Source organism: Streptomyces endocoffeicus (genome assembly GCF_016741935.1).
GTDB lineage: Bacteria > Actinomycetota > Actinomycetes > Streptomycetales > Streptomycetaceae > Streptomyces > Streptomyces endocoffeicus.
Map to the genome: position 1 here is coordinate 38,984 of NZ_JAERRG010000029.1, position 25,803 is coordinate 64,786.

Annotated in this window: 22 protein-coding genes; 10 read left to right on the forward strand and 12 right to left on the reverse strand. The window is 71.6% G+C overall.

Translation table 11 applies throughout. From position 1 onward, the window contains the following. Positions 1 to 4: 4 nt before the first annotated feature. On the reverse strand, positions 5 to 2,923 hold the full coding sequence (locus JK364_RS57270; protein ID WP_201857005.1) for an ATP-binding protein: 2,919 nt from the start codon (positions 2,921 to 2,923) through the stop codon (positions 5 to 7). A gap of 525 nt (positions 2,924 to 3,448) precedes the next feature. On the opposite strand from JK364_RS57270, the gene JK364_RS57750 reads away from it, so the two are divergent. Further along, the gene (locus JK364_RS57750) at positions 3,449 to 3,772 is read left to right on the forward strand and encodes a DUF397 domain-containing protein (protein WP_307841566.1); all 324 of its coding nucleotides are present in this window, start codon (positions 3,449 to 3,451) and stop codon (positions 3,770 to 3,772) included. Between the two features lie 213 nt (positions 3,773 to 3,985). Then, positions 3,986 to 6,400: an ATP-binding protein gene (locus JK364_RS43675; RefSeq protein WP_201857006.1), complete on the forward strand. Its 2,415-nt coding sequence runs from the start codon at positions 3,986 to 3,988 to the stop codon at positions 6,398 to 6,400. Positions 6,401 to 6,494: 94 nt separating this feature from the next. On the opposite strand, the gene JK364_RS43680 is transcribed toward JK364_RS43675, so the two are convergent. Further along, positions 6,495 to 7,139 carry a biliverdin-producing heme oxygenase gene (locus JK364_RS43680; protein WP_201857007.1) on the reverse strand — a complete coding sequence of 215 codons (645 nt, stop codon included), beginning with the start codon at positions 7,137 to 7,139 and terminating at the stop codon, positions 6,495 to 6,497. Positions 7,140 to 7,286: 147 nt separating this feature from the next. Next, a complete protein-coding gene (gene map / locus JK364_RS43685) occupies positions 7,287 to 8,144 on the reverse strand; it encodes a type I methionyl aminopeptidase (protein ID WP_201857008.1) in 858 nt (285 codons plus the stop codon). A gap of 72 nt (positions 8,145 to 8,216) precedes the next feature. Here map and JK364_RS43690 point away from each other — a divergent pair, with 72 nt between their 5' ends. Next, positions 8,217 to 8,441, forward strand: coding sequence for a hypothetical protein (locus JK364_RS43690; RefSeq protein WP_201857059.1), 225 nt, complete (start codon positions 8,217 to 8,219; stop codon positions 8,439 to 8,441). A 21-nt stretch (positions 8,442 to 8,462) separates the two neighbouring features. Here the strand turns inward: JK364_RS43690 and JK364_RS43695 are convergent, their stop codons facing one another. Then, positions 8,463 to 9,125 (reverse strand): TetR/AcrR family transcriptional regulator, encoded by a 663-nt coding sequence (locus JK364_RS43695; protein ID WP_201857009.1) that lies wholly within the window; start codon positions 9,123 to 9,125, stop codon positions 8,463 to 8,465. A 162-nt stretch (positions 9,126 to 9,287) separates the two neighbouring features. Here JK364_RS43695 and JK364_RS43700 point away from each other — a divergent pair, with 162 nt between their 5' ends. After that, positions 9,288 to 10,142 carry an alpha/beta fold hydrolase gene (locus tag JK364_RS43700; RefSeq protein ID WP_201857010.1) on the forward strand — a complete coding sequence of 285 codons (855 nt, stop codon included), beginning with the start codon at positions 9,288 to 9,290 and terminating at the stop codon, positions 10,140 to 10,142. A gap of 99 nt (positions 10,143 to 10,241) precedes the next feature. On the opposite strand, the gene JK364_RS43705 is transcribed toward JK364_RS43700, so the two are convergent. The 7 genes from JK364_RS43705 to JK364_RS43730 form a co-directional block, all read right to left on the reverse strand. Continuing rightward, positions 10,242 to 11,684 carry an ATP-binding protein gene (locus JK364_RS43705; protein ID WP_201857011.1) on the reverse strand — a complete coding sequence of 481 codons (1,443 nt, stop codon included), beginning with the start codon at positions 11,682 to 11,684 and terminating at the stop codon, positions 10,242 to 10,244. Positions 11,685 to 11,725: 41 nt separating this feature from the next. Beyond that, entirely contained in the window at positions 11,726 to 12,418 is a 693-nt protein-coding gene (locus JK364_RS43710) for a response regulator (RefSeq protein ID WP_201857012.1), read from the reverse strand. 135 nt (positions 12,419 to 12,553) lie between these two features. After that, a complete protein-coding gene (locus JK364_RS43715) occupies positions 12,554 to 13,171 on the reverse strand; it encodes a GerMN domain-containing protein (RefSeq protein ID WP_230993407.1) in 618 nt (205 codons plus the stop codon). A 69-nt stretch (positions 13,172 to 13,240) separates the two neighbouring features. Continuing rightward, positions 13,241 to 14,446 (reverse strand): acyltransferase family protein, encoded by a 1,206-nt coding sequence (locus JK364_RS43720; protein WP_307841567.1) that lies wholly within the window; start codon positions 14,444 to 14,446, stop codon positions 13,241 to 13,243. Continuing rightward, on the reverse strand, positions 14,443 to 15,078 hold the full coding sequence (locus tag JK364_RS56055; RefSeq protein WP_230993409.1) for an SGNH/GDSL hydrolase family protein: 636 nt from the start codon (positions 15,076 to 15,078) through the stop codon (positions 14,443 to 14,445). Before JK364_RS56055 ends, JK364_RS43720 begins: the two co-directional genes overlap by 4 nt. Positions 15,079 to 15,378: 300 nt before the next feature. Then, a complete protein-coding gene (locus tag JK364_RS43725) occupies positions 15,379 to 16,722 on the reverse strand; it encodes an MFS transporter (protein ID WP_201857061.1) in 1,344 nt (447 codons plus the stop codon). Positions 16,723 to 16,822: 100 nt separating this feature from the next. Beyond that, complete coding sequence (locus JK364_RS43730) at positions 16,823 to 17,833, reverse strand: LacI family DNA-binding transcriptional regulator (RefSeq protein WP_201857014.1); 1,011 nt, start codon at positions 17,831 to 17,833, stop codon at positions 16,823 to 16,825. A 167-nt stretch (positions 17,834 to 18,000) separates the two neighbouring features. Here JK364_RS43730 and JK364_RS43735 point away from each other — a divergent pair, with 167 nt between their 5' ends. Beyond that, the gene (locus JK364_RS43735) at positions 18,001 to 19,563 is read left to right on the forward strand and encodes a flavin monoamine oxidase family protein (protein WP_201857015.1); all 1,563 of its coding nucleotides are present in this window, start codon (positions 18,001 to 18,003) and stop codon (positions 19,561 to 19,563) included. Between the two features lie 143 nt (positions 19,564 to 19,706). On the opposite strand, the gene JK364_RS43740 is transcribed toward JK364_RS43735, so the two are convergent. Continuing rightward, complete coding sequence (locus JK364_RS43740; protein ID WP_201857016.1) at positions 19,707 to 20,312, reverse strand: hypothetical protein; 606 nt, start codon at positions 20,310 to 20,312, stop codon at positions 19,707 to 19,709. A gap of 261 nt (positions 20,313 to 20,573) precedes the next feature. Between JK364_RS43740 and JK364_RS43745 the strand changes: the two genes are divergently transcribed. From JK364_RS43745 to npdG, 5 genes are read left to right on the forward strand one after another with little or no spacing between them, the layout of a single operon-like run. After that, the gene (locus tag JK364_RS43745; protein ID WP_201857017.1) at positions 20,574 to 21,701 is read left to right on the forward strand and encodes a sialidase family protein; all 1,128 of its coding nucleotides are present in this window, start codon (positions 20,574 to 20,576) and stop codon (positions 21,699 to 21,701) included. Then, the gene (locus JK364_RS43750) at positions 21,698 to 23,053 is read left to right on the forward strand and encodes an ABC transporter substrate-binding protein (protein ID WP_201857018.1); all 1,356 of its coding nucleotides are present in this window, start codon (positions 21,698 to 21,700) and stop codon (positions 23,051 to 23,053) included. Before JK364_RS43745 ends, JK364_RS43750 begins: the two co-directional genes overlap by 4 nt. Beyond that, the gene (locus tag JK364_RS43755; RefSeq protein ID WP_201857019.1) at positions 23,050 to 23,991 is read left to right on the forward strand and encodes a carbohydrate ABC transporter permease; all 942 of its coding nucleotides are present in this window, start codon (positions 23,050 to 23,052) and stop codon (positions 23,989 to 23,991) included. Before JK364_RS43750 ends, JK364_RS43755 begins: the two co-directional genes overlap by 4 nt. Continuing rightward, a complete protein-coding gene (locus JK364_RS43760) occupies positions 23,988 to 24,983 on the forward strand; it encodes a carbohydrate ABC transporter permease (RefSeq protein WP_230993410.1) in 996 nt (331 codons plus the stop codon). Before JK364_RS43755 ends, JK364_RS43760 begins: the two co-directional genes overlap by 4 nt. A 47-nt stretch (positions 24,984 to 25,030) precedes the next feature. Next, entirely contained in the window at positions 25,031 to 25,768 is a 738-nt protein-coding gene (npdG, locus tag JK364_RS43765) for an NADPH-dependent F420 reductase (RefSeq protein ID WP_121825072.1), read from the forward strand. The last annotated feature ends 35 nt before the right edge of the window (positions 25,769 to 25,803 follow it).

Consider the following 25,803-nt stretch of genomic DNA (forward strand, 5'->3'; position numbering starts at 1 on the left):
GAGCCTAGGCTTGTCCGGCTTCCAGGCGGGTGAGGTATTCGGTGGCGGTGGGTGTCTCTGCAGCGCCGATACGTTGGTAGATGGCCACCGCCTCACGGAGGCTGATGATCGCAGCCTGTGTGTCGGTGTGTGCCTGGCAGCGGGCGATTCCTTCAAGGGCGTGTGCCTCGTCCCGAGGGCTGCTGACTTGACGTGCCAGGCGGAGAGCCTGCTGATAGGTGTCAAGCGCCCGTTGCGGTTCCCCGGAGCGGGCGAGCAGGACACCTGTGCTGTTCACTGCTTCCGCCTCCCCTTGTGTGTCACCGACCTCCGCGAATAAGGCCCGTGACCGGGCCAGGTGATCGGTCGCCGCGGTGAAGTCCCTCAACTCGATCTGTACCAGGCCCAGGTCCTGCAGGGCGTTTGCTTCGCCGTGGCGGTTGCCGAGGGTGCGGTACAGCTCCAGGGCTTGGCCGGCCAGCTCCCCTGCCCCCGCATAGTCACCCGTCATCCGCCGCACCCAGCCCAGGTGCCGCAGGGTGTTTGCTTCGCCGAGGCGGACCCGGAGGGTGCGGTACAGCTCCAGGGCTTGGCCGGTCAGTTCGCTCGCCCCCGCATAGTCACCCGTCATCCGCCGCACCCAGCCCAGGTGCCGCAGGGTGTTTGCTTCGCCGAGGCGGGCCCGGAGGGTGCGGTACAGCTCCAGGGCTTGGCCGGTCAGTTCGCTCGCCCCCGCATAGTCACCCGTCATCCGCCGCACCCAGCCCAGGTCCTGCAGAGTGTTTGCTTCGCCGCGGCGGTCGCCGAGGGTGCGGTACAGCTCCAGGGCTTGGCCGGTCAGTTCGCTCGCCCCCGCATAGTCACCCGTCATCCGCCGCACCAGGCCCAGGTCCTCCAGGGCGTTTGCTTCGCCGAGGCGGTTGCCGAGGGTGCGGTACAGCTCCAGGGCTTGGCCGGCCAGCTCCCCTGCCCCCGCGTGGTCACCCGTCAGGTACCGTACCCGGCCCAGGTCCTGCAGGGTGTTTGCTTCGCCGAGGCGGGCCCCGAGGGCGCGGTACAGCTCCAGGGCCTGCCCGGCCAGCTCCCCTGCCCCCGCGTGGTCACCCGTCAGGTACCGTACCCGGCCCAGGCTCCACAGGGTGTTTGCTTCGCCGAGGCGGGCCCCGAGGGTGCGGAACAGCTCCAGGGCCTGCCCGGTCAACTCCCCCGCCCCCGCAAAGTCACCCGTCAGGTACCGCACCCGGCCCAGGTCCCGCAGCGCGTTTGCTTCGCCGAGGCGGTCGTTGGTGTGGTGTGCGGTGGTGGCGGCGGTGTGGTGGAGGGTGAGGGCTTGGTCCCAGGGGCCTTGCTGGCGGAGGTAGGCGGCCATGGCGTGGGCGAGTGGGGTGATGTGGGTGGGTTGGGTGGTGTGGTTGGTGGTGTGGTGGGCGCAGGCGATGAGGTTGGGGTGTTCGGTACGCATCCAGGCCAGTGCCTGTTCACGGGTGGTGAGGTCGGGTGCCGCGTCGGGAGCGGTGGTGGGGTGGGTGTGGGGGCGTGGGGTGTCGTTGAGGTGGTGGTCGGCGGTTTGGGCGGTGTGGGTGTAGTAGGTCAGGAGGCGGTGGGTGGCTTGGGTTCGGGTGTCGGTGGGGTCGTGGGTGGTGAGGGTGTGGGCGTATTCGCGGAGGAGGTCGTGGAGGCGGTAGCGCCGGGGGGTGGGCTCCTCGATGAGGTGGTCGGTGTAGAGGGTTTCGAGGTGGCGTCGTGCCTGGGGCAACGGAACGTTGGTGAGGGCGGCGGTGGCGTAGGGGTCGATGTCGGGGCCGGGGTGGAGTCCGAGGTGGCGGAAGAGGTGTTGGAGGTGGGGCGGGAGGTCTTGGTAGGAGAGGTCGAAGGCGGCGGCGACAGCACGGTCGCTGGCTTCGAGTTCGCCCAGGCGATCCTGGGTGGTGGCGAATTCGTCGGTGAAGGTGGTGAGGTCCCAGGCGGGGTGATGGGCCAGGCGGGCGGCGAGCAGGGTGATGGCGAGGGGGAGATGGCCGCATAGCCGTACGGCTTCGGTGACCGCGCTGTGGTCCGTGTCAGTGGGGGTCCGGCGGGCCAGGCGGGTGAAGAGGCGGGCGGCCTGGTCGGGGGGCAGGGTGTCGAGAGGGAGCGGTTCGGCGCCGTCGAGGGCGATCAGGCGCCGTCGGCTGGTGATCAGGACCAGGGACTGCTGGGAGGCGGGCAGGAGGGGTTCGACCTGGTCCGGGCTGGCGGCGTTGTCCAGGACCAGCAGCATTCTGAGCCCGGCCAGCCGGTCCCGCCACAGCGCGGCGCGCTCCTCCAGGGTGTTGGGCAGGTTCTGGGGGCTGATGCCGATGCTGATCAGCAGGGTGGCCAGGACGTCGGCAGGGTCGGCGGGGGGCTGGCCGGCGGTGTGGGCGTGCAGGTCGACGAACCGATGTCCGTCCGGGTAGCGCTTCGCGAGCTGGTGGGCGGCGTGGGTGACCAGGGCGGTCTTTCCGACCCCGGCCATGCCGTCGACGGTGTGGATGCTGATGACCGGGGCCCGCCCGTCCTCGGCCGCGCGCAGGAGGCGGTGGAGTTCGCCCTCGCGGCCGGTGAAGGCCGCGATGTCCCGGGGCAGCGTGCTGTGCAGAGCGGCGGGGGCGGGCCGTGGTGGCGTCTGGTGGGTGGGGCGCTGTGACTGTTGGCGTCGGCCGGTGGCGCGGGCGGTGTGGTAGGCGCGCCAGAGGTGCGTCAGGGTCTCACCGGAGCCGAAGAACTCGTCGGCCTGGCGGGCGACCGGCTGGGTGGGCGCCTGAGTGCAGCGTTCGAGATGGGTGACGTAGGTCTTGTCGTACCCGAGGCGCTGGGCCAGGGCGAGTTGGGAGAGTTTCGCGGCGGTGCGCAGCCGGATCAGTTCGGCCGCGAACGCTTCGGCGGCCTGCCGTAGGGGACCGTCCGCGCCCGGGACCGGCACCGAGTTCTCCGGCGCGCGGTCGGGCGGGGGGCTGTGCGGTTCGTCTTCGGGTAATGGAGGGCTGGCGGCTTCGTCTGGCACGGGCCGCAGGTGGCCGTTCGGCCGGGGTTGGTCCACCGGGCCTTCGTCGTCTGGCGTTGTGCCGGTGGCGTCCATGCCGTGCCCCTTACCGTCCAGGTCCCCGTCACGCGCCCCAGGCGGGGCCGGATCGGCGAACGCGGATTCGGTGCTCGGGGTGGCGTGTCCTTGGCGGACCACCGTTGGACAGCGCACGGGGCGCGTACCAGAAGCGCACAGGGGCAAATACCGGAGCGAACCGCCTCTCCCGTCACCGCAGAGCACTCCTGTCCCAGATGTGACCAGAGCACCCGCTGCGCGAGGCTGGGGACCACGTCCTCGGAGCGGGCTTGCGGCTGTTCCCGGGGCCGCCGCCGTGCCTCTGGCCGAAGGCACTGGGACCGTCTGCGGTCGGCCAGTCTCGCCGGAGCGTGCCTGGGCTCGTGATGAGTGGTGAGTGAGGGGTGAGTGAGCTCTCCTCACCATGGCCTCACCCATCCGCTCACCGGTGTGCTGAGGACACCGGGGCGCCGCATCAGGGCGAGCGACCCGTACACGGGGAAGGAGAAGACGATGACCACGATGACGGTGATCCCGCCGGCGGACGAGGGCTGGTTCAAGAGCAGCTTCAGTCCGAGCGCGGGACAGTGTGTGGAGGTCCGTTTCGACGAGGGGGTGGCGCACGTGCGTAACACCCGCAACAGGACGGGCCCGATGGTGGCGTTCGACCGGGCCGAGTGGGAGGCATTCCTGCTGGGGGTGTGGAACGGCGAGTTCGACATGCCCGCCTGACGCAACAGGACGGCAACGGGGTGCTGTGGACCGCTACCGGTCCACAGCACCCTTCACTATGGCTTGAGCCGAGCGCCTACGGTCGGCCCTTGCCCTTCAGGCCGTGGTGACAGACGGGGTTGGGTGTGTGACGTTGGGAGCGGCAGAGACCGTATCGCTCACGCCGCGGCGCCGGGCGCCGGGCGCCGCGAGGCGCGGAGGGGGAGGCTGGGGATGGGGGATGTCTTACCCGGCGGGTCGGGGGACGGGACGGTGCGTGGTGGGGTGTGGTCGGATCTGTCCGGAGCGGCCCGGGACGTGGTGCAGGCCGGGCAGGTACTTGGTGGTGTGCATTTCCACGGTCCCGCCCCCGTGAGTGTGGAGGTTCCGGTGCCGCGGCAGCTCCCGGGCGATGTGTCCGGCTTCGTCGGCCGGGCCGCCGAGCTCGCTGAACTGGACGCGCTGCACGGCAGCGATGGCCCGGACGGCTTGGTGCCGGTGGTGGTGATCGCTGGGACGGCCGGGGTGGGCAAGACCTCGCTCGCCGTCCGTCTGGCCCACCGGATCAGCGGGCGCTTCCCCGATGGCCAGTTGTTCGTGAACCTGCGCGGCTACGACACGGGACCGCCTTTGGCACCCGCGGCCGCCCTGGAACGGTTCCTGCGCGCGTTCGGCGTTCCCGCCCCAGCGATCCCGGCTGGGCTGGAGGAACGTGCCGAGCTGTACCGGTCGCTGGTGGCGGGCAAGCAGGTCCTGGTGGTGCTGGACAATGCCGCCACCGTCGGGCAGGTTCGCCCGCTGCTGCCCGGCACCGCGGGGTGTCTGACGGTGGTGACCAGCCGACACCGCCTGTCCGGTCTGGCCGTGCGCGACGGCGCCCGCCGCATCACCCTGGGCATGCTCGCCGAGCAGGAGTCCGCGGACCTGATCGCCGCGGCCACCCGCGGCTACCGCACCGGCGACGACCCTGCTCAGATAGCCGAGTTGGCCCGGCTGTGCGCACGGCTGCCGCTGGCGCTACGGATCGCCGCCGAGCGGGCTGCGACTCACCCCCTGCTCGCCCTGCCCGAACTGACCGCCCAGCTACGCGACGAGTCGACCCTGTGGGAGGCGCTCTCCAGCCCCGACCAGGAGGAAGCCGACGCGGTACGCACCGTCTTCGCCTGGTCCTACCGCACCCTCCCGCCCCCCGTCGCCCGCCTCTTCCGTCTCCTGGGCCTGCACCCCGGCCCCGACTTCTCAGTCCAGGCCGCCGCCGCCCTCTCCGAACGTGAACCTCGGGAGACCCACGGCCTGCTGGACCTCCTGGCCGGGGCTCATCTGATCGAGTCCACCGGCGCGGACCGATACCAGTTCCACGATCTTCTGCGCGCCTACGCCACCGACCAGGCCCACCAGGAAGAAACCACCGAAGACCAGCACTCCGCTCTCAGCCGGGTGGCCGTCTGGTACCTGCACACCGCCGACGCCGCCCGCGCGGCGGCCCAGACCCATCACCCCTCCGTCCTGTCCACGGAGCAGACTCGCCCGGCGCCGGTAGTGGCCTTCGACGGACAGCAGGACGCGTTCGCCTGGCACCGACGGGAGCAGGTCAACCTCCTGGCCATCGCACAGGCCGCGGCACAGGCCGGGCTGGACGAGATCGCCTGGCAGCTGTCGGCCACCCTGCACAGCCTCCACATCGCCCGCGACACCTTCGACGACTGGCAGACGATGGGGCACATCGGACTGGAGGCCGCCCGACGGCTGGGTGATCTGCGGGCCCAGGCCCTGATGCACGACACCCTGGGCACCGCGTACAAGGACTCCAGGCGGCTGGCGCAGGCCGGCGAACACCATCAGGCCGCGCTCGACCTGCGCACCCGTATCGGCGATCTGCCCGGGGTGGCCGAATCCGCGGGCGGCCTGGGCCTGGTCCACCTGTGGCAGCGCGACCTGGACGCGAGCCGCACTCGCCTCGAACAGGCGCTGGCCTTCTACCAGCGGCACGGTCCCTACCACCGGACCGGCCCGGCCCTGTGCGGTCTCGCCTACGTCGCCGCCGACCTCGGCGAACACCAGCAGGCCGCGCATCTGGCCCACCAGGCTCTCACCGTGTACCGCGAAACCGGAGCCGACCACTACATGCACGTCGACGCCCGGCTCCTCCTGACCCGCGTCGCCCGGAAAGCCGGCGACCCTGCTCAGGCCGAGGAACACATGGCGGAAGCCACAGCCATGCTCGACACCACGAGCCCACCCGGACTTGAAGCACTCCTCCACCTCGAACAGGCCGCCCTGCACCGCGAACAGAACCGTCACGACCAAGCCCTTGAGACGTACTGGGCGTGCGAGACCCTCCAGCGCTCCATCGGCAACCGCACCGGCCAGGCCCTGGCCTACGACGGCATTGGCCAAACGATGCGCGCCCTCGGCCTGCTACCGGAGGCCATCGACTTCCACACCATGGCCGCCCGTATCCTTCGCGACCTCGACCAGTCCTGGGACCTGGCCCAGGCCCTGGCTCACCTCGCCGACGCCCACGCCGACAACGATCAGCCAGAGCCCGCCCGCCGGCACCGCGCCGAAGCCCTCACCCTCCTCGACGACTTCACCGACCCGCCCGCCGCCGCCCTGCGCCGGCGGCTCCGGGGACTGACCACCGGATGACTCCACAGCGGCTCCGCCGACGCGCCGGCACCCGGCGGGTCCTGACCGACCCGCCGCACCGGTCGCCTGCGGGCGCCCCGCTGAGTCGGCTCGCTCAAGCGCTGAGCCGGAACTCCTCGGCCAGCTCCCGGAAGATCCCCGCGTTCAGCGCGTAGGCGCGCTTGCACTCCTCCACGACGCGCTGCTTCTCCAGGTCGTCCACCGGCAGCGCGTCCAGCAGCGCGCGGTACTCCCGCTTGAAGGCCGCGGGGTTGGCTATCGACTCGAAGACGTAGAACCGCACCCCGTCGCCTTTACGGTCGAAGCCCCAGGTCTTCTCCGCCGTGTCCCGGACGATCTGGCCGCCGGACAGATCGCCCATATAGCGGGTGTAGTGGTGGGCCACATAGCCCGCCGGCCAGTCACGGGCGCATTCGGCCACCCGCGCCGCGTACGCCGCCGTGGCGGGCAGCGCGGTGAGGCCACCGCGCCAGTCGGGGCCGCCGAGGTGGGCCAGATCGCGCTCCAGCTCGGCCAGGCGGGCCAGCTCCGGCCGGAGGAACGGGCCCGCCACGGGGTCCGCCGCGAGCGCGTCGGCCGGGGACTCCAGGGCGCGGTAGACGAACCACAGCTGCTCGGAGTAGCGGCGGTAAGCCGCCACTCCCAGCCGCCCACCGAGCAGATCGCTCATGAACGACGAGCTCCCGACGTCCGAGTGCGCTTCCCGTGAGGCGTTGCGGATCAGGGCGGAGAACTCCACGGTGGACCTCCGGGGGCCGAGGTATGTAGGTTAGCCTTACCTAAGTAGAGACCACTGCCTACGTCAATAGCTTTCCCGACAAGCTGTCGGTAAAACGGCCGCCGAGGAATCCGCCCCCCGGCACAAGACATGCGAACCGCCCGGCCGTTACGGCAGAGTCAGGATCTCCGCCCCGGTCTCGGTCACCACCAGTGTGTGCTCGAACTGCGCCGTCCGCTTGCGGTCCTTGGTGACCACGGTCCAGCCGTCCTCCCACATGTCGTACTCATGGGTGCCGAGCGTCAGCATCGGCTCGATGGTGAAGGTCATCCCCGGCTTGATCTCGGTGGTGTGGTGCGGGCTGTCGTAGTGCGGCACGATCAGGCCGGAGTGGAACGAGGTGTTGATCCCGTGGCCGGTGAAGTCGCGGACCACGCCGTAGCCGAAGCGCTTGGCGTACGACTCGATGACCCGGCCGATGATGTTGATCCGGCGGCCCGGCTTGACGGCCTTGATCGCGCGGTTGAGCGACTCGCGGGTGCGCTCGACGAGCAGCCGCGACTCCTCGTCCACCTCGCCGCACAGGTAGGTGGCGTTGTTGTCCCCGTGCACCCCGCCGATGTAGGCGGTGACGTCGAGGTTCACGATGTCGCCGTCCTTGAGGACGGTGGTGTCGGGGATGCCGTGGCAGATGACCTCGTTGAGCGAGCTGCACAGCGACTTGGGGAACCCGCGGTAACCCAGCGTCGAGGGGTACGCGCCGTGGTCGCACATGTACTCGTGGGCCACCCGGTCCAGCTCGTCCGTGGTGACCCCCGGCGCGATCAGCTTGGCGGCCTCCTCCATCGCCCGTGCGGCGATCCGCCCGGCGATCCGCATGCGCTCGATCGTCTCGGCGTCCTGGACCTCGGGCCCGTCGTAACGAGTGGGGCCCTCCTTCCCGACGTACTCCGGACGCGGGATCGAGGCGGGGACGGTGCGGGTGGGGGAGAGCTTCCCCGGGACTAGAAGCGACTGGCCAGACATATCAGCGAGTGTATCGGCGGCGCATGGGGCAGCATGGCCGCAAGGGAGTACGAGCGGAAGGTCGGGGCCGGGATGGCGCTGTTCAGGAGAGGGACCGCCGGCAAACCCGGCGAGTGGTACTACTGCATCAAGCACCAGAAGGTCGAGGAGGGCCCGGAGTGCCGCGCCGCCGACCGCCTCGGCCCGTACGCCTCCCCGGAGGAGGCCGCCCGCGCGATGGAGACGGCGCGTGAGCGCGATGAGGAGTGGCGGAACGACCCGCGCTGGCGCGACGACGAGCCCCGAGACGGCGCCTAGCCGCGGTGGACGAACACCGGCTCAACGCTCCACCGTCCGCGAGGGCGGTGGAGGCTGCACGATCGGGCGGATCAGGTCGGCGAGATGCTGGATCACCGTCTCCGGACTCATGGTCGCCAGCGGGCCGGCACGCACCACGTACCGGCTGAAGGTCACCCCGAGCAGTACCGCTCCGAGCAGATCGACCCTCTCGTCGACGTCCGGCCCCTCCAGCGCGGCGCGGTAGGCGCGTGCGCTTTGTTCCTGCATCGACAGGTACAGATGGGTGGCGGTGGGCTCGCTCACGGCGGCGCTGCGGATGAGCGCGACCATCGGGTCGAGGCTGCCGGCCATCTCCATGCGCTCGACGAAGGCTTGCGCGATCCGTTCCGGCAGGCCGACGCCGCCGCCGGCGAGGACGGCGTCCAGATCCTGGGGGCCGGGGATCGCCGCGCGCAGTAGCCCCTCCTTCGAGCCGAAGTGCCGCATGACCAGGCCGTGAGTCACGCCGGCTCGTGCGGCGACGGCCCGGATGGTCATCTTGCTGTAGCCGTGCTCGTGGAGCTCCGCCCGGGCCGCCTCGAGGATGGCCTCGCGGCTCGCCACCCGGTCGCGCCGACGCCGCGGAGGGGCGGTGCCGTGGCCCTGACCGGCCGCGGGTTCGGGCTCGGGCCGCGGCGTGCGGTCGGCGATTCGCTTGTTCATCCCCTAAGTATACGGATGGTCAATTGGCCCGGTGAGGTGTACGTTGCTTATTGACCATCTGGTTACTAAGGGCGGCGGTCAGCCGGACAAGGAGCGGTGCTACTCGTGACTCACTTTCAGCAGCCACTGGCATTCGAAGGTCACCGTCATCGGCTGACCGGCATGACCCGGCACACGGTGGTCGTGGGCGGGCATCGCGTGAACGCCTTCGAGGCGGGCGCCGGGCCGGAGACCATCGTGTTGGTGCCGGGCATCCCGGACTCCTCGGCCGTCTACCGCGGGCAGGTGCCCGGGCTTCTCGACGCCGGTTACCGGGTGATCGCACCGGACCTGCTCGGCCAGGGCGACTCGGACATGCCCGCCGAGGTCGAGCACTACACGATCGCCAAGGACCAGGAGAGACTCTGGGCGGTCGTGGACGCGCTGGGCGCGGACACCTTCCACCTCGTCGGACACGATCGCGGCGCCGGATCGACCTGGGCCATGGCCGCCCACCGGCCGGACCGGATCAAGTCCTACGTCGCTCTCTCCACCGGCCACCCGAGCGCCCGGGCGCGAGCGGGCTACGAGCAGAGGCAACTGTCGTGGTACATGCTGCGACTGCTGTTCCCCGACGCCGAGAGCTGGCTGCGCGGTGAGGCCGAAGGCGAGGGGGGCGCCTGGTCCACCTTCCGCTGGTGGGTGGGGAACCACCCCGAAGCCGACGCCTGGATCGCCGACCTGGAACGGCCCGGAGCGCTCACGGCGATGCTGAACTTCTACCAGGCCAACATCCACCCGGTGAACGCGACCATGACCCCCGTTCCCCGAGTGCGGGTCCCCGTTCTCGGCGTCTGGCCCACCGGTGACATCTACAGCAGCCTCGAACAGATGGCCCGCTCCGGCGAATGGATCGACGCACCCTGGCGCTTCGAACGGCTCGCCGGCGCCGGGCACTTCCTCCAGCTGGACCGGCCGGACGCCGTCACCGACCTGATCCTCGGCCACACCGAGAAGTACCGCGACCGGCTCGCGTGACGGCAGCCGCCCGCCGCCCGCCCCACTGACACCCCGTCCGATGGCACCGGTCCTCGGGCCCGCCGCCTCGTGCCGGGGGCCCGCTCCGGGCCCGCCGCCTCATGCCGGGAGCCGCGGCAGCGTGAGGGTGAAGACCGCGCCGCCTCCAGGCGCGTTCGCGGCGGTGAGGGTGCCGCCGTGCAGCCGGGCGTTCTCGGCGGCGATGGCCAGGCCCAGGCCGGAGCCTTCGCTGCGGGCGCGGGCCGCGTCCCCCTTGGTGAACCGGTCGAAGACATGCGGAAGCAGCTCCGGCGGGATGCCCCGGCCGTTGTCGGCGACGGTGATGATGAGCCGGTCGCCGATGTCCCGGGCACGGACGCGCACCCGTCCTCCCGGTGCCCCGCCGTGGCGCAGGGCGTTGCCGATGAGGTTGGCGAGGACGACGTCGATGCGGCGCGGGTCGAGGCGGGCCCGCGGTCCTGGTCCGGGCACGTCGATATCGGCCCGATCCTGCCAGTGGCGCAGGGCGAGGGTGTGGCGCAGGACCTCGCCGATGTCGACCTCGTCGAGGTTCAGCCGGGCGGCGCCGGCGTCGAAGCGGGAGATCTCCATGAGGTCTTCGACCAGGCGGGTGAGTTTGCGGGTCTCGTCGGCGACCAGGGTCAGCGCCTCGGAGGTCTCCGGGTCCAGGCGGCCCGCCCCGGCGTCCTCGTCGAGAACGTCGGTCACGGCGGTCATCGCCGCCAGGGGCGTGCGCAGTTCGTGCGAGACGTCGGCGGCGAACCGCCGGGCCTTGGCCTCCATGTCCCGCAGCGTCTGGGCATCGGCCTGCAAGGTCGCGGCCATGGTGTTGAAGGTACGGCCGAGATCGGCGAGTTCGTCCCTCCCGGCGATGTGGATGCGGGTGTCCAGGGCGCCGCCCGCCATGTTCTCGGCCGCCGAGCGCAGTTGCCGCACGGGGCGCAGGACGCGGCGGGCGGCCAGCAGGGCGGGCACGGCGGCGGCGAGCACGACGGGCAGGACGCCGGCGCGGGCGGCGGCGATGAGGGAGGTGACGTCATGCTGCTGGGACGCGAGGGAGAAGGAGACGTAGACCACGAGCCCGGACGGCTTGGCGGGGGCGTCGGCGGAGGTGACGGGCAGGGCGATGGCGAGCCAGGGGCGGCCGTCGTGGTGGAAGCGCTGGGTCAGGGCGGTCGTGGCCGAGGACGCGGCGGCCGGCAGGCGGTCGGGAAGGGCGGGCGCCGGGGCGTCGGCGGTGACCGGTCGGCCGCCGCGGTAGGCGGCGGCGGTGCGCCAGCCCCGCGCGCCCGCGGAGCGGTTCAGCTGCAGGGTGAGCGCGCGCAGATCCGCCTCGACGGGCCGGGCGGGCAGATCCGGTGCGAGCGAGCTGACCTGGGCGCGCACATCGTGCACGGCGCCGTCCCGCGCCCGGTCCAGGATCGCCGAGCGCGCCTGGCGGAAGGTGAGGGCGGCGGTGGTGAGCGCGCTGAGCGCGGATACCAGGAGGAAGCCGACGACGAGCCGGGTGCCCAGACCGCGGGGGATGAGGCGCCGCTTCACAAGGCGCCGCTTCACAAGGCGCCGCTTCACAAGGCGCCGCTTCACAACGGGCCGAACCGGTAGCCGAAGCCCCGCACGGTCTGGACGTAGCGCGGTCGGCGCGGATTGTCCTCGGTCTTGGCCCGTAACCGCATCACACACGCGTCCACCAGGCGGGCGTCACCGTAGAAGCTGTGCTCCCACACCTGTTCCAGGAGCTCCTGGCGGCTGAAGGTCTGCTCCGGGGAGACCGAGAGGAACAGCAGGAGCTTGAGTTCGGACGGGGCCAGGGCGAGGTCCTCGCCGCGTTTGGCCACGCGCAGGGCGGCGCGGTCGATCTCCAGGTCACCGTAGGTGGCGCGGTCGGCCGGGGCCGCGGCGTCGGGCTGGGAGGGCGCGACGCGGCGCAGCACGGCACGCATCCGGGCCTCGATGACCTCCCCGCTCGCGGGCTTGACGACGTAGTCGTCCGCGCCGGCCTCCAGCCCCACCACGACGTCGATGTCGTCCCCGCGTGCGGAGAGGATCACGATGGGCACCTGGCTGGTCTCGCGGATCCGCCGGCACACCTCCAGACCGCTGATGCCGGGCAGCATCAGGTCGAGCAGCACGATGTCCGGCGCGGCCGCGGCGAGCGCTTCCACGCCGTCTTCGCCGGTGCCGACCGCCTCGGTCTCGTGGCCGCGTCGCCGCAGCGCCAACGAGACACCGCGGCGCACGGCGGGATCGTCCTCGATCAGCAGGACCCGCGTCATGTGGGCGGCCTCCAAAGGGTGTTCCGGTGGACGTGAGCGAGGGGATGGACCGGGTGTCCATGAACGGGGGTCGCTGCCGGGATCCGCCCGCCCCGGCGAGCGGGGCTGTCGCGAGGGGGGCTGTCGCGAGCGGGGCTATCGCGAGCGGGCGCGCTCGCGGGGGACGGCCGTACCGGTCCGGTCACACATGACCTCCCATGGCTTCCCCGCGAGGTCCGGCTCGTGGACTCGCACGACCACGTCCACCGGTTTCCTCCCGCCCGGGATTCCCGGTGCCGCGGCCACCGTGCACACCAGCTGGCTCACCGCCACCTTGTCCAGTTCCGCCACCGGCCACGGCGGATACAGGTCGACCGCGTCCGGCGACGCTCGCGCGCGGACCCGGTGGGTGCCCGTCGGCAGTGCCGTGCCCAGACCGCGTCGCCTCTCGGCGGCCGAGGGCCCGCCCAGCAGCGCGTTGAGCGCCTGCTGCGGCCCGGCCCCGGAAGGCGCCGGGCGGGTCGCGGGCCAGGTTCCGTACGCGGTGGCGAAGTACACCCGCAGCAGCTCCGCCCGGTCGGCGGTCAGCCCGCCCGACGCGGGCGCCCCCGCCGCCGTCGGCCCGGTGTCGGAGATTCCGCAGCCCGCCAGCGCCACCGTGGCCGTGAGCGCGGCGACGGCGGAGAGCGGGGGCACCGGCCGGTACCGCGCTCTTCCCCCGATCCGCTTGCCGCGGCGGGCCGTTCGGCCCCTCGTGGTGTGCTCGTCCCGCATCCGCCAAGTCTCCCTCGTCCTCTGCGGGCAGCTGCGGGCAACTGCGGGCAGCACCCACGCGCCCGATCCCTAGGGTGCCATCAGCCGGTTCACGTCCACCGTCCCCGCCCCGGGGTGCGGCCGCGGTACGGCCGCCCACACCACGACGGCCACGGCCGCCGCGGCGGACAGCGCCACCAGCCCCCGGCGTCCGCTCGCCCACCCCGCACGGAACCGCACCGGGTCCTCCACCCAGACCTTCGACAGCACGGCCGCCACGAGCGACATGCCGATCGCCAGGGCGGTGCGGCCCCATCCGCCGACTCCGAACACCGGGTCCGGCAGCAGCAGATACACCGGCCAGTGCCACAGGTACAGGCTGTACGACCACTCGCCCAGCCGGCGCGGGACGGCGCTGCCCACCAACCGTCCGACGTATCCGTCCGCCGTCCGGGCCAGCAGCGCGATCAGCGCGGCGGCGGCCAGGGAATGGGCGAACATCCCGCCCCGGAACAGCCCGGGAGAACTCTGGCCGCCGGTCAGCACCCAGGACGCGACGAGCCCGCCACCCAGCAGCGCGCATATCCCGTCCACGGCCCGCCGGGGGACGCGGGCGCACAGCTCCCGTACCGGCGCGGTGGCGGCCAGCGCGCCCAGCAGCAGCGCGAAGGCCCGGGTGTCGGTGCCCTCGTACGCCCGTGTGGTGTCCACCGCGTCGCCCAAGTCCCGCATGAGCGCCGCGGAGGCGAGGGCGCCGGCCGCGGCGAGGACGGCGACGCGCCGCTCACCGGCCCGGCCGCGTCCGGCGGCCGCGACCACCAGCGGCCACGCCAGGTAGAACTGCCACTCGACGGCGATGCTCCACAGATGGGAGAACAGCCGGGTGCCGGAGGCGTTCCAGTAGCCGATCCGTTCGGTGATGAAGTGCCAGTTGACCCCCTGCACCGCCACCCAGGGCGCGTCGTCGAGCGCGGAACCGAGCAGTGCGGGCGATCCGAACGCCCAGGCCGCCGGCAGGGTCAGCAAACCCATCACGGTGAGCGCCGGCAGCAGACGCCGCGCCCGGCGCCCCCAGAACGCCGCCAGGTCGATCCGGCCCCGCCCGGCCGCCTCCGTCAGCAGCAGGCGCGTGATCAAGAAGCCCGACAGGACGAAGAACAGGTCCACGCCCAGGAAGCCTCCGCTCAGATGCCCGGCGTGAAAGAGCAGCACGGCCGCGACGGCGAATCCGCGCAGGCCGTCGAGCGGGGCGAGATGGTCACGGCCGGCGGTACGCACGGCGGGCCCGCCGGTCACTTGCAACCGAGCTTGGTGAACCGCTCGTCGTCGGTCCACGAGCCCTCGGCCCACTCCTCGGGCGGGGCCGGGGCGAAGCCGTACCGCTTGCCCAGCTCCCCGCCCAGCCACTTGGCGAAGGCGGCCGAGCCCTGCTGGCATGAGTGGATGCCGTCGGGGGCCCGCAGTGCCTTCGCCGCACCGCTGTCGGTGCCCCACAGGCGCGCGGAGTCGAGGAAGCGCACCCCTCCGCCGCCGGCCTCGGCGACCTCCTCGGCCACCTCCGGCGCGCTCTTGATCGCGCTCTCGTACTTCTTGTAGAAGTCATCCACTTTGAAGGGCGGGGCGGAGACGATGACGAGCTCGGCACCGGCGTCCCGCGCGGCCTTCGCGAACTTCTCGTAAGAGGCGCGCTGCTGTTGGCGGGTGCCCCAGTCGTAGGTGGTGATCTGGTACGCGATCACGTTCGGCCGGAACGCGGCGATGTTCTTCTTCAGCTCCTTCCACGTGGTCTTCGCGAGCTGACGGCTCATCCTGTCGCCGTTGACGACAGTGCCGCCGCCGTCGGAGGAGGCGTTCTCGAACTCCACGCCCGCCGCCGTCAGCGCCGCCCGCAGCGCTGGTCCTTCGGCACCGGCGATGGAGTCGCCCATCCACAGGACCTTTGTGTCGCTCTTCCGCTCTTTCGGAGGCGACGATGAGCTCCGCTTGACGCCCGAGTCGCTGTCGGCGCCGCATCCGGTCAGGGCGACCGCGCTCACGGTGGTCGCGGCGAGAACGCAGAGGAGCAAGGGGCGACGGCGACGGGGAGAGAGGCCACGGGGGCCGGTTTCGATCGGCATGACCCCAGAGAATCAGCGGGTTTCGCCGCTCAGGGGGGCTGTCATCGTCTCATCACACAACGAGAATGCGGCCATCATGATGGCCATCATGGCGATCGTCCTGCGCGGGGGTCAGGTGGGAGCGGTCCACGTCTCGCCGTGGGTCTCGCGGGTCTCGCGGGCGTGTTCGTCCGTACGGGCGTCGTAGGCCATCAACCGGGGCAGCGCCAGCGCCAGCAGGCCGACCGAGGCCACACAGGCCAGTCCGCCGGACCACACCGAGGCCCGTACGCCCACCCAGCCGGCCATGGAACCGGCCCGGACCTGGCCCAGTTGGGGGCCGGTCGCGTAGGAGAGCAGCTCGATACCGGCCAGCCGGCCGCGCAGCTTCTCCGGGATCGTCTGGTTCCACAGCGTGGCGCGGAACAGCCCGCTGACCATGTCCCCGCCGCCCGCCACCGCCAGGCACAGCAGCACCAGCCAGACGTTGGACAGCCATCCGGCCGCCGCCATGGCCAGGCCCCAGACGGCCGCGCCCGCGACCACCAGCCGGCCGTGGCGGTGCACCCGGGACGCCCAGCCGCTGGTCGCGCTGACCACCACCGAGCCGATCGAACCCGCCGCGTACATCAGGCCCAGCGCCCAGGGCGCGTCCAGATCGTCGGCGAGGAAGGGGAAGATCGCGTTCGGGAAGGCGAAGAACATGGCGGCCATGTCCACGGCGTAGGTGCCCAGCAGCTCCTTGCGCCGCCAGGCGTAGCGCGCGCCCTCGCCGATCGCGCGCAGCGACGGCGGCTCGGCGTCGTGCGCGGGCGGGGCGGAGGCCAGCCGGAGCGCCAGCAGCCCGGAGGCGGCGAAGGTCAGCAGATCGAGGCCGTAGGCGAGCGGCAGCCCGGCGTACGCCACGACGACCCCGGCGAGCGAGGGCCCCGCGATCGCGGACAGCTGCCAGCGCAGCGAGTTGAGCGCGGCGGCCGCGGTCAGCTGGCCGTGCGGGACGATCCGGGCCACCACCGCGTCGATGGCGGGGCGCTGCAGCCCGGTCAGCGCACTGGCCAGCGCGGCCACCACATACAGCGGCCACAGCATGGGATCCGGCAGCACGCTGTTGACCAGCAACAGCGCGGAGAGCAGCCCGAGCCCGGCCTCGGTGAGCAGGATCAGCCGCCGCCGGTCGACGGCGTCGGCCAGCGCACCGCCGTACAGCCCGAAGACGATCAGCGGCACCAGCTCGACCGCCCCGATCGCGCCCACCGCGGCGGCGGAGCCCGTCAACTCCTTGATCTGCAGCGGCAGCGCCACCATCGTCAGGAAGCTGCCGAAGGCGGTCACCAGCCCCGCGGTCCACAGCAGCCGGAAGTCGCGGGAGGAGTGCCACGGGGCGAGATCGGGCAGCAGCGCGCGAGCCCGCCGCGGCGCGCGGCGCGGCGCGCGGCGCGGCGCGCGGGGCGCGGGAGGGTCGTCCTGGTCGGTCAAGGCCACGAGGCGACATCGTCCGGCCGGGCCGCCGTGCCGGGCAACCGAATTACGGTCCGTGGGGCGCCGTCACTGGTGTCCGCGCCTGTGGCCATGCCGGTCAGCGGCTTGGTGACAGTGGCGGATGCCGAGGCCTGCGGGCTCGGGTGGACGACGCGCGCAGCGTCAGGCGGGTGGGAACGATGGTCGGAACCGGTACGTGCCCTGGTGTCTCGATGAGGTCGACCAGCGCGGTGACCGCGGCCGGCATCGACTTGTCAGGAGCGAGCGACAGAGTGCTGACCGGAGGGTCGCAGAGGGCGTACGAAGGATCCTCACTCGCGCAGACGACGAGCAGATCCTCGGGGATGCTGAGGCCGATACGAGCCGCGCTCGCCAGGACGTGGCGGCCGCAGTAGTCGTAGATCCCGAAGACGGCGTCGGGACGGTCGGGGGAGGCGAGGACGCTGTCGAAGGGCGCGTCGGGGTCCCATGGGTGGGTGTTCCCTATGACTCGCGGTAAGTGGCCGTGGTGGCTGCACCAGTTGGTGTAAGCGGCGACGCAGGCGCGCGTGTAGTGCTCCCCTCCCGGTCCGGCGAGGAGGACGATGCGGCGAGCGCCCTGGGCGGCCAGGTGGTCGAGCACACGACGGGTCGCGGCCGTGTGGTCATTGTCCACCCACGCTTCACCGGGCTTCGGGTCGACGGGGCGGCCGTCGAAGGCGAGTGGGATGGAGCGGGCCCGGAGCACGTCCGCGATCGGGTCATCGGCGGGGCTGTCCACCAGGACGACACCCGCGACGTGCAGTGCCGACCACAGGTCCTCGTGGGCGACGGAGGGGAGTGTGATGAGCGCGTAGCCGTGGCTGTGGGCGGCGGCCGTGGCCGCGACGATCGCCTGGGAGAAGTACGGGACTTCGGCGAAATTCCAGTCCGTGCGCCCATACGTCGTGACGGCGAGGCCGAGAATGCGCGGTGCGGGAGAGCCTCCGTAGCCGAGCGCCGAGGCCAGTGCGCGGACGCGAGCGCGGGTACTCGGGGTCATACGGCCGGTGCCGTTGAGGGCGTGTGAGACCGTGGCCGTCGAGACCTCGGCCGCTTTCGCCACATCGGCCAGGATTACCCGGGACATAGGCCACAGGCTACGAGAACCGTCGATTTGGCGGGCGAATTCCTGCGAATTTCGTTGTGGGCCAGGGCTGGCGGTCAACGGATTAACCAAGCAGGGTGCGCACTGGGCCTTGAGCCCCTTCCCCCACCTCTCAGGAGATCCCTGTGCCTTCTGGCAGTAACCCTTGGATGCGAGCCCTGCGCGCGCCGGGTGACGCGACTCGGCGGACCACGGCCGAGGATGCCGGAACGACCCGGCGTACGATCCTGCGCGGCTCGCTCGCCACCGCGGGCCTGTTCGCCGTCGACGTCCAGTCGGGGCAGCCGGCCTCGGCGGCCGACCACCGGACGGATTCCTCGCCTGCGGCAGCGGAGCGTTCCACACCGCATGACGCGCGCGTGGTCGTCGTCGGCGCCGGACTCGCCGGGCTCACTGCCGCGTACCGGTTGGCCCGCCGAGGCGTCCACGTCCAGGTTTTCGAGGCGCGAGACGACCGTGTGGGCGGTCGTTGCTGGACCGCGAGGGGTTTCTCGGGCGACCAGATCGCCGAGCACGGAGGTGAGCGCATCGACACGCGTCACACCCATATCCGCAAGCTCGCGGGCGAGCTCGGTCTGGAACTGGAGGAGGAGAACCCGGACCGCCGGCACGGCAAGCGAGGAATCACCTTTCTCCAGGGCGCTGTGCGGGACGACACCGCGATCTACAAGGACCTGGACCTGGTCCTGAAGCGGCTGCGGGCCGACGCGAAGCGCATCGGCAGCTACTTCGCCGATCGGGCCTCCCGCGCCGCCCGCGACTTCGACCAGCTCTCCGTACGCGACTGGCTTCACGCCAACGTACCCGGTGGCATGAGTTCGTTGCTCAGCTCCAGCATCGCCTGCGGAGTCGGCACCTTCTTCGGCAACGACGCGGCCGAACTGAGCGCGATCAATCTCATCGAGCAGAACGCCGGAGTTGATGACGGCACAGCGGATGAGAAGTACCACGTCAAGGGCGGCAACGACCTGATTCCAGGCGGACTGGCCGCCGGACTGCCCAAGCCGGCCCTGCACTTCGACGCCCCGTTGCTCGCTGTGCGCCGCACTGGCGACACCTACCGGCTGCGCTTCGGCGGCATCCGCGAGGAGGTGATCGCCGACCGCGTCGTCTTCGCACTGCCGTTCACCACACTGCGCCGTGTCGACCTCGACGACTCGGGGCTCAGCGCTCGCAAGCGCGAAGTCATCGACAACCACGGTATGGGCACGGATGCCAAGCTCATGCTGCAGTTCGACCGGCAGTTCCACCAGTTCGAGGACTTCAGCGGGCGCATCAAAGCCGACAACCCGCAGCTGTCCACCTGGGATACTTCGTCCTACCAGACCGGGGCAGAGGGGTTGCTCACCCTCTTCGTCGGTGGCTGGAGCGGCTCCTCCTACCCCACCGCGAGACCGCATGGCGAGCCGTCCGCCGCGGTCACCGGCGCGGCACTCGGTCACCTCGAGGCACTCGTACCCGGCCTGAAGGATGCGTACAACGGCCGTGGCTGGCTGGACTCCTGGGTCGACGACCCCTGGGCACGTGGTTCGTACGCCTCCTATCGGCCGGGCCAGTACACCAAGTACTGGGGCTGGACCGGCCGCCCCGAGGGCCGGCTGCACTTCGCGGGCGAACACACCAGCACGCATAGCCAGGGGTATCTCAACGGGGCCGTGGAGAGCGGCGAGCGAGTGGCCCGCGAGGTGCTCACCGCACTCGGACGTTCGTGAGCGGCGCCCTCGTCGCTCCGATATTCCAGGGGGAGGTGAGGCACCCGCGGCTCCGTACGGGCGCCGTCACCCGCGGGCCCGTACGGGCGCCGTCACTCGCTGCCCGGCGCGGGCGCCGTTTCCGCAGGTCTGCGCGGGGGCCGTCACCAGTGGGCCGGAGGAGGTGCCGTGAGGCGGTCGGCCAGTCGGGCCAGCCGGTCCTGGAAGCGGCGGCGGCCCGGGCGCGGCAGGCTGTTTTCCCCGGCGGCGGCGCTGACCAGGTGCTGGAGGGTGTCGAGGTCGAGTTCGCCGCTCTCGGGGGCGGAGAGCGCGTCATGGGCCAGGGCGTGCAGATCGGTGTCGCCGCCGTCGAGGGCGAGCACGGTCGCCCCGCCCCGGCGGGCGTCGTTCACCCGCTCCAGCAGCCCGGTCCCGGGGTCGCCCGGCGCGACCACCAGCAGGGTTTCCCCGCGGCCCGCCCGCTCCAGCCGCCCGAGCCCGACCGCCAGATGCGCGGGGACGGCGGTGCCCTCCGGCACCCGGTGGCGGACGAGGGTGGGGGACAGCTCGGGCAGCCCGGACCAGGCGGCCTCGTCGTCGAGGTGCGCGGCCAGGTGCCACGGTTCGTAAGCCTCGCTGCCGACCAGCAGCAGTCCGCCCGCGCGCGGTCCGACCGAGGCCCGTAGCGAGCCCGCGAAGCGGCGGGTGGCCTGGAGCCATTCCGTTCCGGCGAGGACTTCGCGCAGCAGCGTGACCCTTACGGCGTCCATGGCATCCGGATCCTGCCCCGGCCCGCGCCCCGGCGGGCCCGATTCGGGCCCGGCTCACCCGTTCGGGGCATATGCGACAGGCATGCCGTCGACCCGGCCCGCGCCCGGCGCCCACGCGCCCCCCGTTCGCGTCTCCAACTGTTCATGCGCCGTCTCTTGACGCTCTGTGAGGCAAACCCTAAGGTCGCCGCACACAAGGGACGTCCTACGTCCCATTTATCTGACTCGGCACTCGATTGCGACGGGGCATCGGGAGGTCTGATGGCAGTCGACACGGGGGCGGCACGCTCGTACGAGGTGTCCGTTCCGTTCCGGGCGGGGACCGATGGCTATGCGAGCTACCGGATCCCGGCAGCCGTGCTGACCCACGACGGCACCGTCCTCGCGTTCGCCGAGGGCCGGGTGGAGTCCTCCGCCGACGACGGCCATATCGACCTCGTGCTCAAGCGGTCGGCCGACGGCGGACGGACCTGGGGCGCGTTACGGGTCGTGGCCCGCAACGGCGACGGAACGGCGGGCAACCCTGCCCCCGTCGTCCTCGACGGCGGACCGAACGACGGCCGCGTCCTGCTGGTGCACGTCCGCAGCGCGGCCTCCGCCACCGAGGACCGGATCCGCCGCGGCGAGGTGAGCGCGGCCGACGGCCGGCGGGTGTGGCTGACGTACAGCGATGACGACGGCGCGAGCTGGAGCGAGGCCCGCGAGATCACCGCGAGCACCAAGCGGCCCGAATGGCGCTGGTACGCCACCACCCCCGGCCACGCCCTCCAGTTGCGGTACGGCCCCCACGCGGGCCGGATCGTCATCCCCGGCAATCACTCCCTGCCCCCGACCGTCCCCGGCGACGACGGCACCGAGGGCCGGTACAACGGCGGGCACGACCTGCTCAGCGACGACGACGGCGCCACCTGGCGGATCGGGTACGTGGACGACAACCCCGACGGCTACATCAACGTCAACGAGACCACCGCCGCCCAACTCCCCGACGGCCGGGTCTACTTCAACACCCGCACCGACGCCACCGCGCCCGGCACCCGCGCCGACGCCCACTCCGGCGACGGCGGCGCCACCCTGGACCTCCCCTTCCGGCCGCAGGCCGGTCTGGTCGCCCCCGTCGTGGAGTGCAGCGTGCTGCACCTCGGCGAGCCGGACGCGCTGCTCTTCTCCGGCCCCGCCGACCCCGCGTACCGGGCGCTGATGACCGTCCGCACCAGCCATGACGGCGGCGTCACCTGGCGTCCCACGCACACCGTGAACGGCCTGCCCGCCGCCTACTCCGATCTGGTCCGGCTCGACGACGCCACGGTCGGACTGCTCTACGAGACCGGCGACTTCAGCGCCTACTCGACCATCACATTCCGGCGCATTCCGATGGAGGAGCTGGTATGAGCGACACCGCAAGAAACCGGAACATCTGGACGCACGGCACACCGCGTCGCGCGGTCCTCGGCGGCGCGGCCGCCGCGGCCGCCGGGTTCGCCCTCGCGGGCTGCGGCTCGGACGGCGACGGGGGTGATGAGCCCAAGGACCGCAAGAAGGGCGAGAAGATCACCCTGACCTTCTGGTCCTGGGTGCCGGGCATCGACAAGCCCGTCGCCCTGTGGAACAGCAAGAACCCCGAGGTGCGCGTCAAGGTCGAGAAGGTCTCGGCCGTCGACGGCGCCCAGTACGCCAAGATGCACGCCGCCATCAAGGCGGGCAATCCGCCGGACCTCGGCCAGATCGAATACCCGGTCGTGCCCAGCTTCCTCGTCGACAACGGGCTGCTGGACCTGACCAAGTACGGGGTCGCCGACCACAAGGACAAGTTCATCGGCTGGCAGTGGCAGCAGTCCGTCTTCGGCAAGGCCGTCTACGCCGTACCGCAGGCGTCCGGTCCGATGGGCCTGTTCATCCGTCAGGACCTCTTCGAGAAGTGGGGCATAGAGCCGCCCGCCACCTGGGACGAGTACGAGGCGGCGGCCACCGCGATCCGTAAGAAGGGCGCCTGGATCGAGACCTTCTCGGCCACCAACGGCAACCGCTTCGCGGGGCTCGCCTGGCAGGCCGGGGCGCGCTGGTTCGGCACCGAGGGCGACACCTGGACCGTCTCCATCGACGACGAGGCCACCCGTAAGGTCGCCGACTACTGGTACGGACTGGTCCGCCGGAAGCTCATCAAGACCATTCCGGACCGGCAGAACGCCTGGTACAAGGATGTCCAGACCGGCGACATGGCCGCCTGGCTCGGCGCCAGCTGGGGTGACGCCCTGCTGGTCGGCAACGCCCCCAAGACCGCGGGCAAGTGGCGCGTGGTGCCCATGCCGCAGTGGAAGAAGGGCGACGCCGCCTACGCCAACTGGGGCGGCTCCACCACCGCGGTCTTCGCCAAGACCAAGTACCCCAAGGACGCGCTGGCCTTCGCGGTCTGGCTCAACACCGACCCCGAGTCGATCAAGCTCCTGATCGAGAACGGCTATGGCACCCCGGGCGCCAAGCAGGGCTACACCACCTCCCAGCTCGATGTGCACAAGGACTTCTTCGGCGGCCAGGAGTACAGCAAGGTCTTCGACGAGGCGAGCAAGGGCGTGGACACCAGCTGGAAGTGGGGCCCCGCCACGGACACCCTCTACCAGCGGCTCGGTGACGCCTTTACGGCGGCCATCGGGGACGGGTCCGACTTCCGTTCCGTGCTGAAGAAGGTGCAGAGCCAGACGATCACCGACCTGAAGGAAAAGGGCCTCCAGGTGAAGGCCGGGTGAGGCGGGTGAGAGGAGCCCCCCGCCGCCTCACCAGCACCGAGGCCCGCAGCGCGCGGGCGGCGTCCGGGTTCCTGCTGCCCTTCCTCGCGCTCTTCCTGCTGTGCTTCATCGCCCCCATCGGCTACGCCCTCTACGAGAGCCTGCTGAAGGTCGAGCGCACCGGGCCGCTCGGCCTCGGCGGGGAGACCAAGCAGGTGTGGGCGGGCCTGTCCAACTACGCCCACGCCCTGGAGGACGACCGGTTCACGGCGGGCTTCGGGCGGGTGCTGCTCTTCGGCGCCGTCCAGATCCCGGTGATGATCGCCTTCGCCACCGGGCTGGCGCTGCTGCTGGACGCGGCGTCCGCGCGCTGGGTCGGCTTCTTCCGGACCGCCTTCTTCCTGCCGTACGGGGTGCCCGGTGTGATCGCCTCGATCCTGTGGGGCTTCCTCTACGTCCCCGGGATCAGCCCGCTGGTGGAGATGGCCGATTCGATCGGCTGGCACGTGGACTTCCTGGGCCGCGGGGCGGTCCTGTGGTCCATCGCCAACATCGTCACCTGGCAGTTCACCGGCTACAACATGCTGGTGCTGATCGCCCAGCTCAAGGCCGTCCCCGGCGAGCTGTACGAGGCGGCGCGGATCGACGGGGCGAGCGCCTGGCAGGTGGCCCGGCACATCAAGCTCCCGCTGATCCGGCCCGCGCTCGTGCTCACCACCGTCTTCAGCCTCATCGGCACCCTCCAGCTCTTCGCCGAGCCGAAGGTGCTCAAACCGCTGAGCAACTCCATCGACTCCGGCTACACCCCCAATCTGGCCGCCTACAACGAGGCGTTCACCAGCAACAACCAGCACATCGCGGCGGCCGAGGCGGTACTGCTCGCCGTCGTCGCCTGCGTGCTGTCCTTCGGCTTCCTGAGGCTCGTGGGGCAGCGGGGGAAGGACGGCGAGAGCGGATGAGCGAGGCGAACGACCTGGCCGGCGGCGTGGTCGCGGGCGAGCCCGGCGGGCCCGGGGGCGGGGCCGCGCGCGGGCGGGGGCCCGACGCGGCCCCGTCCGGCGACCGGCCCGGTGCGGGCCGCCGCCGCGCGGCGAAGGGCCGGGAGGGTCTTGAACCCCCCTTGCGGCACCGGATCATCACCGCCTCGCTGCTCACCGTCGCCGCCCTCTACTTCCTGACCCCCGTCTACTGGCTCGTGGTCTCCTCCACCAAGTCCAGCAGCGACCTCTTCGGCACCTTCGGCTTCTGGTTCCACGACCCGCACCCGCTGGACTATCTGCACCGGGTGCTCACCTACGACGACGGCATCTACGTCCGCTGGTTCGCCAACAGCCTGATGTACGCGGGCGTCGGCGCGCTCGCCGCGACCCTGCTGTCGGCCGCGGCCGGCTACGCCCTGGCCAAGTACCGCTTCCCCGGCCGGGAGGGCATCTTCAACGTCATCCTGGCCGGAGTGCTGATCCCGGGCACGGCGCTCGCCCTCCCGCTCTATCTGCTCTTCAGCGAGATCGGCCTGGCCAACACCTACTGGGCCGTGCTGATCCCCAGCGTGGTCAGCCCGTTCGGGGTCTATCTGTGCCGGATCTACGCGGCCGCCGCCGTCCCGGACTCCCTCCTGGAGGCGGCGCGGATCGACGGCGCGGGGGAGGCCCGGATCTTCTCCACGCTGGGGCTGCGGCTGATGACCCCGGCGCTGGTGACCGTCTTCCTGTTCCAGTTCGTGCACATCTGGAACAACTTCTTTCTGCCGCTGGTCATGCTCTCCGACTCCGACCTCTATCCGATCCAGCTCGGTCTGACGTCCTGGCAGGGGTACGCGGACCGGCAGCCGGAGCTGTACCAGTACACGGTCGGCGGGGCGTTCCTGTCCGTTCTGCCGCTGATGGTGCTGATGGGCGTACTCCAGCGGTACTGGCGCACGGGGCTGACGGAGGGGAGTGTCAAAGCGTAAGAGACGTCACCATGAAGGCGGCCGCGGTGCGTGACAGGATCGCTGTCATGACAACTCCTGATGCCACGAACTCCGCGTCCGACGCCCCCGCGAAGAAGGCCCCCGCCAAGGACCCCTGGGACCTCCCCGATGTGTCCGGCCTGACCGTCGGTGTCCTCGGCGGCACCGGCGACCAGGGCCGTGGCCTCGCCTACCGGCTGGCCAGGGCCGGCCAGAAGGTGATCATCGGCTCGCGCGCCGCCGAGCGCGCGCAGACCGCGGCGCGGGAGCTGGGCGGCGCGGAGCTCGGCATCGAGGGCGCGGACAACGCCGAGTGCTCGCGCCGCAGCGACATCGTGATCGTCGCGGTCCCGTGGGACGGCCACGCCAAGACGCTGGAGGGACTGCGCGAGGAGCTCGGCGGCAAGCTGGTCGTCGACTGCGTCAACCCGCTGGGCTTCGACAAGAAGGGCGCGTACGCGCTGCGGCCGGAGGAGGGCAGCGCCGCCGAGCAGGCCGCCGCCCTGCTGCCGGACTCCCGGGTCACCGCGGCCTTCCACCACCTCTCGGCCGTGCTGCTGCAGGACCCGGAGGTCGAGCAGATCGACACCGATGTGATGGTCCTGGGCGAGTCGCGCGCCGACACCGACGTGGTCCAGGCGCTCGCGGCCCGCATCCCGGGCATGCGCGGGGTCTTCGCGGGCCGGCTGCGCAACGCCCACCAGGTGGAGTCCCTGGTGGCCAATCTGATCTCGGTCAACCGCCGCTACAAGGCCCACGCGGGCCTGCGCGTCACGGACGTCTGAGGGCGGCCCCGCGGGCTTGCCCGCACCCGGGGCGC